General features: G+C 68.2%; 10 protein-coding genes, 1 tRNA gene and 4 pseudogenes. 8 read left to right on the top strand and 7 right to left on the bottom strand.

What is annotated here, in order from left to right; genetic code table 11:
- Nucleotides 1-4: 4 nt before the first annotated feature.
- From N0A20_RS12445 to N0A20_RS12435, 3 genes are all read left to right on the top strand, one after another.
- A complete protein-coding gene (locus N0A20_RS12445; RefSeq protein ID WP_260580677.1) occupies nucleotides 5-808 on the top strand; it encodes a transglutaminase family protein in 804 nt (267 codons plus the stop codon).
- A 36-nt stretch (nucleotides 809-844) separates the two neighbouring features.
- Nucleotides 845-1,576 carry a peptidase gene (locus tag N0A20_RS12440; RefSeq protein WP_260580676.1) on the top strand — a complete coding sequence of 244 codons (732 nt, stop codon included), beginning with the start codon at nucleotides 845-847 and terminating at the stop codon, nucleotides 1,574-1,576.
- An 83-nt stretch (nucleotides 1,577-1,659) separates the two neighbouring features.
- Complete coding sequence (locus N0A20_RS12435; RefSeq protein WP_312846538.1) at nucleotides 1,660-2,706, top strand: right-handed parallel beta-helix repeat-containing protein; 1,047 nt, start codon at nucleotides 1,660-1,662, stop codon at nucleotides 2,704-2,706.
- 103 nt (nucleotides 2,707-2,809) lie between these two features.
- On the opposite strand, the gene N0A20_RS12430 is transcribed toward N0A20_RS12435, so the two are convergent.
- The 6 genes and pseudogenes from N0A20_RS12430 to N0A20_RS12405 form a co-directional block, all read right to left on the bottom strand.
- Nucleotides 2,810-3,316 (bottom strand): YbjN domain-containing protein, encoded by a 507-nt coding sequence (locus tag N0A20_RS12430; protein WP_260580675.1) that lies wholly within the window; start codon nucleotides 3,314-3,316, stop codon nucleotides 2,810-2,812.
- 45 nt (nucleotides 3,317-3,361) lie between these two features.
- Nucleotides 3,362-3,650: pseudogene (locus tag N0A20_RS12425) on the bottom strand (accessory factor UbiK family protein).
- A 1-nt stretch (nucleotide 3,651) separates the two neighbouring features.
- Nucleotides 3,652-3,897 (bottom strand): tryptophan-rich sensory protein, encoded by a 246-nt coding sequence (locus tag N0A20_RS12420; protein ID WP_260580674.1) that lies wholly within the window; start codon nucleotides 3,895-3,897, stop codon nucleotides 3,652-3,654.
- 79 nt (nucleotides 3,898-3,976) lie between these two features.
- Nucleotides 3,977-4,195 (bottom strand): annotated as a pseudogene (locus N0A20_RS12415) (tryptophan-rich sensory protein); the annotation flags it as partial.
- A 345-nt stretch (nucleotides 4,196-4,540) separates the two neighbouring features.
- Complete coding sequence (locus N0A20_RS12410) at nucleotides 4,541-5,278, bottom strand: TlyA family RNA methyltransferase (protein WP_260580673.1); 738 nt, start codon at nucleotides 5,276-5,278, stop codon at nucleotides 4,541-4,543.
- Nucleotides 5,279-5,374: 96 nt separating this feature from the next.
- Nucleotides 5,375-7,447, bottom strand: a complete 2,073-nt coding sequence (locus N0A20_RS12405) for a protein-disulfide reductase DsbD family protein (RefSeq protein WP_409574683.1) — start codon at nucleotides 7,445-7,447, stop codon at nucleotides 5,375-5,377.
- 84 nt (nucleotides 7,448-7,531) lie between these two features.
- On the opposite strand from N0A20_RS12405, the gene N0A20_RS12400 reads away from it, so the two are divergent.
- On the top strand, nucleotides 7,532-9,220 hold the full coding sequence (locus tag N0A20_RS12400) for an alkaline phosphatase family protein (protein ID WP_260580671.1): 1,689 nt from the start codon (nucleotides 7,532-7,534) through the stop codon (nucleotides 9,218-9,220).
- 19 nt (nucleotides 9,221-9,239) lie between these two features.
- Complete coding sequence (gene proC, locus N0A20_RS12395; protein WP_260580670.1) at nucleotides 9,240-10,070, top strand: pyrroline-5-carboxylate reductase; 831 nt, start codon at nucleotides 9,240-9,242, stop codon at nucleotides 10,068-10,070.
- Nucleotides 10,071-10,098: 28 nt separating this feature from the next.
- On the opposite strand, the pseudogene N0A20_RS12390 reads toward proC, so the two are convergent.
- Nucleotides 10,099-10,609 (bottom strand): annotated as a pseudogene (locus tag N0A20_RS12390) (MarR family winged helix-turn-helix transcriptional regulator).
- A 77-nt stretch (nucleotides 10,610-10,686) separates the two neighbouring features.
- Between N0A20_RS12390 and N0A20_RS12385 the strand changes: the two are divergent.
- The 3 genes and pseudogenes from N0A20_RS12385 (at nucleotide 10,687) to N0A20_RS12375 (ending at nucleotide 12,567) form a co-directional block, all read left to right on the top strand.
- Nucleotides 10,687-11,774: pseudogene (locus N0A20_RS12385) on the top strand (branched-chain amino acid aminotransferase).
- A gap of 58 nt (nucleotides 11,775-11,832) precedes the next feature.
- Nucleotides 11,833-11,907 (top strand) — tRNA-Gln (locus N0A20_RS12380).
- A gap of 72 nt (nucleotides 11,908-11,979) precedes the next feature.
- Nucleotides 11,980-12,567, top strand: coding sequence for a methylated-DNA--[protein]-cysteine S-methyltransferase (locus tag N0A20_RS12375; RefSeq protein ID WP_260580669.1), 588 nt, complete (start codon nucleotides 11,980-11,982; stop codon nucleotides 12,565-12,567).
- Nucleotides 12,568-12,634: the final 67 nt, after the last annotated feature.

The raw sequence follows: 12,634 nt of genomic DNA, 5'->3' as shown, positions 1-12,634 counted from the left end.
GACCATGCGCCTTCGCGTCGAACATACCACCCGCTACGAATATGACAGCCCGGTCGCCTATGCGCTGCAGCAGGTCAAGCTGACGCCCAAGGAACGGCCGGGGCAGCAGCTGATCCACGGCTGGAGCGTCGAGATCGGCGGCGGCACCAGCCAGCTCCACTACACCGACCATCATGGCAATGGCGTCGACCTGATCGCGGTCGATCCGGGGTCGCGGGAATTGGTGATCCATTGTTCGGGCGAGGTCGAGCTGATCAGCTGGGACGGCGTCATCGGCGCGCATCGCGGGGCGATGCCGCTGTGGATCTTTCTGCGCCCGACCCCGCTGACCCGCGCCGGGCGCCATGTGCGGGCGCTGGCGGCCGAGCTGGGGCGCGATTTCGCCTCGGACATCGAACGCGCGCACGCGCTGTCGAAGCTGATCCTCGAAAAACTGCCCTACAGCATTGGCGTGACCGGGGCCGACACCAGCGCCGAGCAGGCGCTGGGCGGCACCGGCGGGGTGTGCCAGGACCATGCCCATATCTTCATCGCGGCGATGCGCCACCTGGGGCATCCGGCGCGCTATGTGTCGGGCTATCTGATGATGAACGACCGCACGCACCAGGATGCGACGCACGGCTGGGCCGAGGCGCATTTCGATGCGATCGGCTGGGTCGGTTTCGACGTGTCGAACGGCTATTCGCCCGACCAGCGCTATATCCGCGTCGCGACGGGGCTCGATTATCACGATGCCGCGCCGGTGCGCGGCATGCGTTTTGGTGCAGCGCAAGAAAATCTGGTTGTCCAATTGCAGGTGCAGCAATAAGCCAAACGGGGGCAGGACAAAGAGGCTGACGACAAGATGACCTATTGCGTGGGGATGCGCCTGAACAAGGGACTGGTGTTCATGTCGGACACCCGCACCAACGCGGGCGTCGACGACATCGCCCAGGTGCGCAAGATGCGCAGCTGGCACGTGCCGGGCGAGCGCGTCATCACCCTGATGTCGGCGGGCAATCTGGCGACGACGCAGGCGGTGGTCAGCCTGCTCGACGAGCGTACCAAGGCGCCCGGGGACCGGCACCCGTCGATCCTGGAGGCGCCGTCGATGTTCCAGATCGCGACGATCGTCGGCGAAACGCTGCGCCAGATCGTCACCCGCCACAACCCCGAAGGCCCCGCCGCCGAGTCGCTGTTTCGCGCCTCGCTGATCGTCGGCGGCCAGATCAGGGGCGCCGAACCGCGCCTGTTCATGATCTATCCCGAGGGCAATTTCATCGAGGCGGGCGAGGACAATCCCTTCTTCCAGATCGGCGAGACCAAATATGGGCGGCCGATCATCGTGCGCTCCTACGATCCCGCCATGTCGTTCGAGGATGCGGTGAAGCTGCTCTGCGTCTCCTTCGATTCGACGATCCGCGCCAATGCCGGGGTCGACCTGCCGATCGACCTCAAGATCCACGAGCGCGACGATTTCACGACCGTCGTCGAGCGCCGCTTCGAGCGCCACGACCCCTATTTCCAGAGCGTCGCCGACGGCTGGGCCGAGGCGCTGGGGATCGCGCTGGCGGAATTGCCGGACTTTCATTTCTAGCGGATATCAGGCATTTCTAGCGGGCCGCCGGGCTCCGGGCGTGCCGGGCTCGACCCACGCCGCGCCGAAACCGGCCTTAATCCTTGCCGATCCAACCGTCCGCTTTCGGGACGCCCGGCAAATTAACCAGCCTTGCAAACGACTGGCGGCCGCGCCCGGTCTATAGGCCTAGCCATGATCCGCATTCGCCCCAGCCTGATCGCCGCGCTGCTCCTCGCCGCCGTGGTCGTTGCCGCCCCCGCGCCGCAGCGCAGACCGGCGGCGCGCCCTTCAGCATCGACGGCCGCGGCTTTTCGCGGCTGCAGGATGCGGTCGACTCCATAGGCGACGGCCAGGGAACGATCCTCGTCGCGCCGGGCTATCACCGCGACTGCGCGGTGCAGACCGCCGGACGCATCGCCTTCGTCGCCGCCGAGCCGGGCCGCGCGATCTTCGACGGCGTGACCTGCGAGGGCAAGGCGGCGCTGGTGCTGCGCGGCGCGGGCGCGAAGGTCGACGGCATCGTCTTTCAGAATATGCGCGTGCCCGACGGCAATGGCGCGGGCATCCGGCTCGAGACGAGCGATCTCGAGGTCGCGAACAGCATGTTCCGGAACAGCGAGGAAGGCATCCTCACCGCCGACGATCCCGGGGCGACGCTGACCATCGACCGCTCGACCTTCTCGCGCCTCGGCCGCTGCGACCGCGGTTTGAGCTGCGCGCACAGCGTCTATACGGGCATCTATGGCCGGGTGATCGTCACCCGTACCCGCTTCGAAAAGGGCAGCGGCGGCCATTATCTGAAATCGCGCGGGATCGTCGTCGACGTGCGCGACAACAGCTTCGACGACACGCAGGGCACCGGCACCAATTATATGATCGACCTGCCGTCGGGCTCGGCCGGGCGGATCGCGGGCAATCTGTTCGTGCAGGGGCGCGACAAGGAAAATTATTCGGCGCTGATCGCGGTCGCCGCCGAGGAACGCAAGAATCCGTCGCGCGGGCTGGTCATCGAGGACAATCGCGCCAGCCTGCCCGCGGGGCTGAACCGCAAGTCGGTGTTCGTCGCCGACTGGAGCGGCGAAGCGCTGGCGATCGGGCCGAACGAGCTGGGCGCCGGGCTGACGCGGTTCGAGAGGCGCTCGAACTAAAACAATAGCGTGCTCCCGCGCAGGCGGGAGCCCATCACCCGTGGGTTCAACCTGGCGCTGACCGGAGATGGGTCCCTGCCTTCGCAGGGACACAGGATCGAACCTAAGCCTCGCCGCGCGTTTCGATCAGCGATGCCGCCAGCGCCTCGGCGGGCGACTTGCCGCCCCACAGCACGAACTGGAACACCGGATAGAAACGCTCGCATTCGTCGATCGCGCTTTCGATCAGCGTCTCGGTCAGGTCGAGCGACAAGGCCGCGTCGCCGCCCAGCAGCATGCCGTGGCGGAACAGGATCGTCCCGCTGTTCGACCACAGCTCGAAATGCCCGAGCCAGAGCTGTTCGTTGATCAGCGCCAGCGCCTCGTGCGCCGCGGCGCGCTTGTCCTCGACGACGCGGATGTCGGGAAAGGCGAGCAACTGGATGACACCGTCGTCGGCGCGCCACACGGCGCGCAGCTCATAGGTCGTCCAGCTGCCCTGCGCGGTCGCGACGATCTCGTCCTCGCCGACCATCTCGTGCGGCCAGTCGTGCGCGGCGAAATAGGACGCCAGCATTTCCATCGGCGCCGCGTCCTGGCCGTCTTCGTCGTCGTAGATATCGTCACTCATGCGCGCGCCTTTAGCGGGAAACGCACGAGGTGGCGAGTCGCTGCGTCAGGCCTTGGGCTTGCGCGCCGCGGCGGGCTTCGCCGCCTTGGGGGCCGCCGCGCCCTCCAGCTTGTCGAGCCGCGCCTTCAGCGCCTCGGCCTCGGCGCGCGCGGTGGCGGCCATCTGCTTGACCGCCTCGAATTCCTCGCGGCTGACGAAATCCATGCGGCCGATCCATTCCTTCGCGCGCTCGCGCATCGCCGCCTCGGCCTCGCGGCCGGCTGCCGGCGACGGTTCCGGCGACGCCGTTCACCATCTTGGCCAGATCGTCGAAAAAGCGGTTTTCGCTCTGCATGTCATTGTCCTTCGTCGGGGGGTGGCCCCTTGCCGATGCTTATCTGGGTGGTCGCGGCGGGCGTGACAAGGGTTTCGGCATCGGGATTGGCGCGGTCGATCTGGAAATTGAGCAGCGCGATGAACGCCGTCCACAGCAATGCAGGGACCAGAAGCAGGGCGGCCGCGCGCCTGACCGGCGCGGCCGTCACGATCGCCGCGATCGTCAGCGCCAGGGCGGCAACGGCCAGATAGAGGCCGGTGGTCACCTGATGCCGAGCCGAAAAAGACCGGAGTCCACAGCGCGAGGACGCAGAGCTGGGAAAGCAGCATGATGAGCGCCAATCCGCGCCCGCGCGCGCCGCGCGCGTGCAGCAGCATGGCAAGCGCCAGACCGGCCAGCAGGAACAGCAAGGGCCAGGCCCAGCGGAACACCCAATCCTGCGGGGCGATCCCCGGAAGGTTCAGCGAATCGAACCAGCGCCCGCCGACCGCCCCCCCGCCGACCAGCGTTCCGGCCAACAGCACCGCTGGAACCGTCACCAGCGCCCAGCGGAGGTAGGACATGCGAAGCTGACCCGGCGTGGCGATTTCACTCATCGGATGGCGGCCCCTGTTCGCGATTCTGCTGTGCGCAGATGTTGCGGGTGGCGAGGGGCACGTCAAGCGCGCTGGCGTGGGTGATTTTATATCTCGCACGAAGGCACGAAGGCACAAAGCTGGATCAACCTGCATCCGTTCGTGCTGAGCTGGTCGAAGCACCGTTCTCCCCTTTGCGTCCTAGGAAAAAGCACGGCCCCCTTCGGCTGCCTTGCAGGCGCTCAGGACAGGCTTCGACAGGCTCAGGACGAACGGGGTTGGAAAATCTTTGTGCCTTTGTGCCTTTGTGCGGGAATTCGAGGGCGCGGCATCTCAGTTCCCGCGCACCGCCGCGATCAGGAATTCGACATTGCCCTCCGGCCCGGTGATCGGGCTTTCGACCAGATCGGCGACCGCCCAGCCCTCGCTTTCCAGCCAGGCGCGCACTTCGCCGCACACGCGCTCGTGCACGGCGGGGTCGCGCACGACGCCCTTCTTGCCGACCTCGTGGCGTTCGGCCTCGAACTGCGGCTTGATCAGCGCGACCAGCCGCGCGCCGACCCGCGCGAAGGACAGCGGCACCGGCAGCACCTTCGCCAGTGCGATGAAGCTCGCGTCGCAGACGATCAGGTCGACGGGTTCGGGGATGTGCGCCGCCGTCAGGATGCGCGCGCTCGTCTGTTCGTGGACGATGACGCGTTCGTCCTGCCGCAGCTTCCACGCGAGCTGGTTGGTCCCCGAATCGACCGCATAGACACGGGCGGCGCCCCGGCTGAGCAGCACGTCGGTGAAGCCGCCGGTCGACGACCCGACGTCGATCGCGACCGCGCCGGTCACGTCCCAGCCGAGGTGGGCGAGGGCATGGTCGAGCTTGATGCCGCCGCGCGACACCCAGGGATGATCGCGGCCCTTGACGCTGATGTCGGCATCGGCGGCGACCTGCTGCCCCGCCTTGTCGATCTTGCGGTCGCCGATGAAGGCGAGCCCAGCGAGGATCAGCGCCTGCGCGCGTGTCCGGCTCTCCGCGAGGCCGCGGTCGACGAGCAGCTGGTCGGCGCGGACTTTGGCCATCAATCCAGTCCCGTCATTGCGGGCGCTGCGAAGCAATCCGGGGCGGTTTACGCCACTCTGGATTGCTTCGCCGCGCTCGCAAGGACGAAAGGGGGGTCATTTCGCTTCAGCCTTTTCGATGAGCAGGCCGGGCGTCAGTATCTGCGGCAGGATTTCGGGCTCCGCCGCGCCCGGCGCGTACCAGAGGTAGAGGGGCACGCTGTTGCGGCCATGTTCGGCGAGGGTGCGGGTGATGACGGGATCGCCGTTCGTCCAGTCGCCGACGAGCGTAGCGACGCCCCTCGCCTTGAACGCCTCCTGCACCGTTTCGCGGTCGATCGCGCCAGCCTCGTTCGCCTTGCACGACAGGCACCAGTCGGCGGTGAAATAGACGAAGACCGGTTTGCCCGTGGCGCGCGCCTTGGCAAGGGCTTCGGGGGAAAAGCTGTCGCCAGCGATGCTCGATACCGTGCCGTCGTGAGCGCCGTTGACCAGACCTCTGACGCTGATCGCCGTGATTGCGACCGCGACGAACAGGAAAAAGAGGACCGTTCGTCGGCTCGTTCGCCCGCGCTGTTGCCGGCCAAGCGCGTTGAAAAGCACGATGGACCAGATCACGGCGGCCAGCACCGGCGGCCACGCTGCGCCACCCGCTTGTCGCCACAATAGCCACGCAAGGGCCAGTGCCGTGATCCCCATCGGCAGCGCCATCCACTTACGGAATGTCGCCATCCATGGCCCCGGCCTGGGCAGGCGGTTGCGCAGCGCGGGAAGGAAACCGATGGCGAGGAAGGGCAGGGCCAGCCCCAGCCCCAGCCCGCCGAAGATCGGCAGCGCGGCCCATGCCGGAAGCACCAGCGTCGCGCCGAGCGCGGCGCCGAGCAGCGGCCCGCTGCACGGGGTCGCGACGAAGGCCGCGAGTGCGCCGGTCCAGAAACCGCCCGCCGCGCCGCCTTGGCCCGCCAGTTTCCGCCCGCCGCCGAACGAGGGCAGTTCATAGGCGCCGAGCAGGTTCAGCGTGATCGCCACCGCGAGCAGCAGCAGGATGAACACGCTCAGCGGATGCTGCAACTGGAACGCCCAGCCGACCTGTTCGCCCGCCGCGCGCAGCGCGAGCAGCGCGCCGCCGAGCGCGAGGCAGACCAGCACCGCACCGGCGGTATAGGCGACGGCTTCGCCCTTCGCTTCGCGTGCATCGCCGCCCGAGCGCGCGAGGCTCAGTGCCTTCAGGCTCAGGATCGGGAAGACGCACGGCATCAGGTTGAGGATCAGCCCGCCGAGGACCGCGCCGCCGAGCGCGGCCCAGAACAGTCCCATGTCGATGCCCGGCCTGGCGCCGACGACCGGTTTGCCCGCAGGCCGCACCGCCGCCTGTTCGAAGTCCACCGTCAGCCCGCGCCCGTCGGCGAGCTTGACCAGTCCCTTCGCCGGTCCCGTCGCATCGCCATTGGCGCGCGTCTCGATGACGATCCAGTCGCCGTTGCGGCTGAATGTCTGCGGCGCCGGATAGTCGATCAGATTTTGCGTCTCGAGGAACAGGTGCGGCGCGTTGATCGCAACCCCCGCGGGCAGCGGAATGTCGAAGCGCAGCACATCGCCGCGCCGTTCCCAATGGCCCGCGCGATCGAGCGGCTGCGGCAGCCGCGCCCGCCATGCGTCGAACCGCGCCCGCGACGCCGCCGATATGGTGCCGTCGCCCGCGGTCAGCTTGACCGAGACCACCGCCTTTTCGGGAACGCACACCTTGTCGGTACAGGCCAGCCAGTTGGCGACCCCCGACAAGGTCAGATCGCTGCCCGGCGCGACGCTCCTGTCGACCTCGATGTCGGCGAGCAGTGCATAGGGGTGCTCATACACATGGTTCATCATACCGAAGAGCATCAGCGCTTCGGGCACCGGATAGCGGAAGCCGGAGATCGCGACCCCTTCGGGCAGGTTCCAGTCGACCGACATGCCGAATCCGGCGTCGCCGCCGTTGAGCCAATAGCCGTGCCAGCCCTTGGCGGGGGTCATGCCGAGGGCGAGGGTCGTGGTCGTTCCCGGCGCGGGGACCGCGGTTTCGGCCACCAGTTGCGGCGTGATATTCACCGTTTGCGCCCGCGCCGGACCCGGCGCCAGCAACGCCAGCGCCAGCACGGCCAGCATCGCGCGCCACGCGGCTGTCACAATATTGTTCCTAGTACGGACCATGCCCCGGCGGTTTCCATCCATCGTTCAAGGCTTGCCATATAGGCAGCTTTCGTCGAGAGGACAGCCCGCGCTGAAGCCCCCGACATGGAGACGATGCCCGTGACGATCAAACGCCTGACCTTCGCCCTTGCCGCCACGCTGTCGCTGGCCGCAACCGGTACCAGCCTTGCCCAGGATTCGTCGCCGCCAGCGCAAAAGGTTACGGCTGCGACCCCGCCGCCCAAGCTGATCGTCATGGTCGCGGTCGATCAATTCTCCGCCGACATCTTCGCCGAATATCGCGGCAGCTTCACCGGCGGTCTTGCGCGGCTCGCTTCGGGCGTGGTCTTCCCTTCGGGTTACCAGTCGCACGGCGCGACCGAGACCTGCCCCGGCCATTCGACGATCCTGACCGGCAATCACCCCGCGCATACGGGGATCATCGCGAACAATTATTTCGACCTGTCGACCGCGCGCGAGGACAAGCGCCTCTATTGCGCCGAGGACGAGAGCGTCGCCGGTACGACATCGGGCAGCGGCAAATATGCCGCGTCGGTGAAGCATCTGCTCGTCCCGACGCTCGGCGACCTGATGAAGGCGCGCAATCCCGAAACCCAGGTCGTCTCGGTCGCTGGCAAGGACCGCGCCGCCATCATGATGGGCGGGCATCGGGCCGACGAGCTGATGTGGCTCGTGCCCACCGGCCTCACCAGCTATCGCGGCACGGCGCTGTCGCCCGTCGCGGCGCAGGCGGGCGCCGCGATCGCCGCCGCGATGGCGCAGCCGCGTCTGCCGCTCACCCTGCCCGCCGATTGCGCGGCGAAGGACATCGCGATCCCGATCGACAAGGGCGGCACCGTGGGAACCGGCCGCCTCGCGCGTGAGGCCAATAATTTCCGCGGCTTCATGGCCTCGCCCGAGGCCGACGGCGCGGTGCTCGCGACCGCGGCGGCGCTGCGCGCGGCGCGCAAGATGGGCGAGGGCGACACCACCGACCTGCTGATCGTCGGCCTGTCCGCCACCGACTATGTCGGCCACACCTATGGCACCGAAGGCAGCGAAATGTGCCTGCAGATGGCGGGGCTCGACCGCGAACTCGGCGATTTCTTCGTGCGGCTCGACGCGACGGGGATCGACTATGCCGTCGCGCTGACCGCCGACCATGGCGGCCACGACCTGCCCGAACGCAACCGTCAGAACGCCTGGCCCGCCGCCGAACGCGTCGATCCCGCGCTCGACGCCGACAAGCTGGGCAAGGCGGTCGCCGAAAAGCTCGGCCTACCGCAGCCCTTGCTCTACAGCGACGGCCCGTTCGGCGACATGTATCTGTCGAAGGCGCTGACCCCGGCGCAGCGCAAGGCGGCGTCGGACGAACTGCTCGCCCGCTGGCGCGCGCATCCGCAGGTCGAGGCGGTGGTGACGGCGGAGGAACTCGCTCAATATCCGATATCGAAACGCTCGCCCGACGTGTGGACCCTGATGGACAAGCTGCGTGCGTCGTACAATCCGCAGCGGTCGGGCGATTTCCTCGTCGTGCTCAAGCCGCGGGTGACGCCGATCCCCGAATCGGGCCTCGGCTATGTCGCGACCCACGGGTCGGTGTGGGATTATGACCGCCGCGTGCCGATGCTCTTCTGGCGCAAGGGGCTGGCCGGGTTCGAACAGCCCAATGCGGTGATGACGGTCGATATCCTGCCGACGCTGGCCGGCCTGGTCGGCCTGCCGGTCGACGCCACCAAGATCGACGGCCGCTGTCTCGACCTGCTGTCGGGGCCCGAGAGCAGTTGCCGTTAAGGAACGAAAAGACAGGATCATGGCAAAATCATTGCGGACTTTCCCCGGCACGCTGCTGCTCGTCGGGTGCGGTAATATGGCGGGGGCGATGCTCGACCGCTGGCTCGCGGAAGGACTCGACCCGGCGCGGGTGGCGATCGTCGATCCGGTCGCCGCGCCCCGCGAGGGGATCGCCCACCATGCGTCACTTGCCGAGTGGCAGGCAGCGGGCGGCAGCGCCGACTGGGTGATGCTCGGCATGAAGCCGCAGCAACTCGGCGACGTCGCCGCAGACCTCGCGCCGCAGGTCGGTGACGACGTCCATCTGCTCTCGATCCTCGCCGGCGTCTCGCTCGCCGATCTTGCGGCGCGTTTCCCCGATGCCCGGGCGCATGTCCGTATCCTGCCCAACCTCGCCGCGCGCATCGGCGCCGGCGTGTCGGCGGTCGCCAGCCTCGGCCGCACCGACGACAGGGCGGTCGCCGCCTTGCTCAAGCCGCTCGGCCAGGTCGTGCCGCTCGCCGACGATTCGACGATGGATCTGGTCACCGCCTTCACCGGCAGCGGCCCGGCCTTCGTTTTCCGCCTGATCGAATCCTATGCCGCGGCGGGCGAGCGCCTGGGCCTGTCGAGCGAGGACGCGCTGGCGCTCGCCACCGCGACCTTCGGCGGCTCGGTCGCCTTGCTCGCCGACAGCGCCGAAAAGCCGGGCGCCCTCGTGGCGCAGGTCGCGAGCAAGGGCGGCACGACGCAGGCCGGGCTCGACGTCCTCGACGAGGGCGGCCAGCTGGTGGCGCTGATGACCAATGTCCTGCGCGCCGCCCGCGACCGCGGCCGCGAACTCGCCGACATCGCGCGCAGGGAAAGCTGACGCCGCTCCGGCACGGCGGGGGCGGCGGTCAGGATTCGCCCCCCAATTTCCCCACCCGCTCGCGCTCGCGCGGCGGCAGCAGGGCCTCGCTGACCTGCCAGAATCCGGTCACCGCCTGCTGCCCCGCCTGCGTATAGGCGTGGCTCATCGCGTCGCGGAGCAGGTCGAAGATCGCCGCCTCGGCCGCGCGGCCCGCTTCGGTCAGCCGCAATTCCTTCGCGCGCCGGTCGCGCCCGCCGGGCCGCGTCGCGATCAGGCCGCGCGCTTCCAGCTCCTTCACCACCCGCCCCAGCGACTGTTTGGTGATGCCGAGCAAGGCGAGCAGGTCCGAAATCGTCAGCCCCGGCTGAGCGCGCGACGAAGTACAGGGCGCGATAGTGCGCGCGCCCCAGCCCCGCTTCGGCGAGTCGCGCGTCGATCGATCGCCACAGCGCCGCATGGGCGAAAAACAGAAATTCGATGCCGCGGCGTACTTCCGCCTCGCGCAAGAAAAGAGCCGAAGCCGTGGGGACCTGTGAAAGAAAATTATCGTTCGGCATGGTCACTAGCGTTGCGCGAAGGGCCGTGCTTTGGCAAGAGGCGCGCGTGATTCACCCCTGACCGAGTAGGTTTCCGCATGTCCTTTCCCGCCTTCGCCCGCCTTCCGCACCCGAACAAGGTCGCGGACGAGGTACGCGCGGCGGCGATCGCCGACCCGGTTTTCGGGCGCGTCTTCACCGATCATATGGTGTCGATCCGCTATTCGGAGGACAAGGGCTGGCACGATGCGCAGGTGATGCCGCGCGGCCCGCTGACGCTCGATCCGGCGACCGCGGTGCTCCATTATGCGCAGGAAATCTTTGAAGGACTGAAGGCGTACCGGCTCGACGACGGGTCGATGGCGCTGTTCCGGGTCGATGCCAATGCCGCACGCTTCAACGCCAGCGCGCGCCGCATGGCGATGGCCGAACTGCCCGAGGAATTGTTCATTGCCGCGGTGAAGGAGATCGTCGCGGCGGACGCCGAGCTGGTTCCCGCCGGTGGCGGGCGGCGCGCTCTATCTGCGTCCGTTCATGTACGCGAGCGAGGTGTTCCTCGGCGTGAAGCCCGCCGCCGAATATCATTTTCTCGTCATCGCCTCGCCGGTCGGCAATTATTTCAAGTCGGGCGCCCCGGCGATCTCGCTCTGGGTATCGGACCATTATACGCGCGCCGCGCCGGGCGGCACCGGCGCCGCCAAATGCGGCGGCAATTACGCGTCGAGCCTCGTCGCGCAGCGCGAGGCGATCGCGAAGGGTCACGACCAGGTCGTCTTCCTCGACGCCGCCGAGCATCGCTGGATCGAGGAACTGGGCGGCATGAACATGTTCTTCGTGTTCGCCGACGGCAGCCTCGTCACCCCGCCGCTGACCGGCACGATCCTGCCCGGCATCACCCGCGACGCGATCATCGCGCTGGCGCGCGATACCGGGCTGACGGTGCGCGAGGAGCCCTATGCGATCGACCAGTGGCAGGCCGATGCGGAGAGCGGAAAGCTGACCGAGAGCTTTGCCTGCGGCACCGCGGCGGTGGTGACTCCGGTCGGCAAGGTGACGCGCGGACAAGGCAGCTTCACCATCGGCGCCGCACGGCCCCGGACAGGTGACCGCGATGCTCAAGGACAGGCTCGTCGATATCCAGCGCGGCCGTGCCGCCGACCCGCACGGCTGGGTGACGCGGCTCTAAGGGCTGCCTTGCAATAGCTGCAGCGGCGCGTTCTAGAGCGCGCGTCGCACCGGCCCGTTGGGGCGTCGCCAAGCGGTAAGGCAGCGGCTTTTGATGCCGCCATTCGCAGGTTCGAATCCTGCCGCCCCAGCCAGCCGGTGTGTTCCGCGAAACGACCCCTGGCGCCGTTGCATTCGGGCGGCGATCCGCCGATATCGGACCCGCCATGGCAATGCGGATCGATTATCATATGTTCGACACCGTCGCCGGCGTGGCCGCCGTCGGCTGGAGCGCGCGCGGCATCTGCTGCCTGCGCCTGCCCGCCCCGGCCGCGCGTGAGGCGGAGCGGTCGCTGGTGCGCCGTTTTCCGGCCGCGCGTCCGGTCGTGCCGCCGCCGCATGTCCGGCCGGTCGTGGAGGCCGTGGCGCGCTATTTCGCCGGTGAACGGATCGACTTCGGCGCGGTCCCGGTCGACATGGGCGAACAAACGCCCTTTTTCGAGCGCGCCTACGCATTTGTCCGCACGCTCGGATGGGGCGAGACGACGACCTATGGCGCGGTGGCGAAGGCGCTTGGCGCCGGTCCCGAATATGCGCGCGACGTCGGTCGGGCGATGGCGCAAAATCCGATACCGCTGATCGTGCCGTGCCACCGTGTCACCGGCGCGGGTGGCCGGATCGGCGGTTTTTCGGCGCCCGGCGGATCGGCATCGAAAGCGCGGATGCTCGCGCTCGAAGGCGTCCCGATCGAGCCGCCGACGCGGAAAGGGGCGGCAACCGCCAGGGACCAGGCGCAGGCCGGTTTCGATTTCTAGCGGCCCTCGGGGGGTGGAGATATCGGCCATCCTGCCCTAAGCCATCGTTTTGACGACCGGGCAAAGG

This window comes from Sphingopyxis sp. PET50, from assembly GCF_025244705.1.
Taxonomy (GTDB): domain Bacteria; phylum Pseudomonadota; class Alphaproteobacteria; order Sphingomonadales; family Sphingomonadaceae; genus Sphingopyxis.
Note: the sequence above shows the minus strand (reverse complement) of the source record. Positions and strands in the feature narration are given on the sequence as shown.

Coding starts and splice junctions, on each gene's coding strand:
- N0A20_RS12445 (WP_260580677.1), top strand. CDS start 5: ATGCGCCTTCGCGTCGAACATACCACCCGCTACGAATATGACAGCCCG.
- N0A20_RS12440 (WP_260580676.1), top strand. CDS start 845: ATGACCTATTGCGTGGGGATGCGCCTGAACAAGGGACTGGTGTTCATG.
- N0A20_RS12430 (WP_260580675.1), bottom strand. CDS start 3,316: ATGAGTGACGATATCTACGACGACGAAGACGGCCAGGACGCGGCGCCG.
- N0A20_RS12410 (WP_260580673.1), bottom strand. CDS start 5,278: ATGGCCAAAGTCCGCGCCGACCAGCTGCTCGTCGACCGCGGCCTCGCG.
- N0A20_RS12405 (WP_409574683.1), bottom strand. CDS start 7,447: ATGGTCCGTACTAGGAACAATATTGTGACAGCCGCGTGGCGCGCGATG.
- N0A20_RS12400 (WP_260580671.1), top strand. CDS start 7,532: ATGGAGACGATGCCCGTGACGATCAAACGCCTGACCTTCGCCCTTGCC.
- proC (WP_260580670.1), top strand. CDS start 9,240: ATGGCAAAATCATTGCGGACTTTCCCCGGCACGCTGCTGCTCGTCGGG.
- N0A20_RS12375 (WP_260580669.1), top strand. CDS start 11,980: ATGGCAATGCGGATCGATTATCATATGTTCGACACCGTCGCCGGCGTG.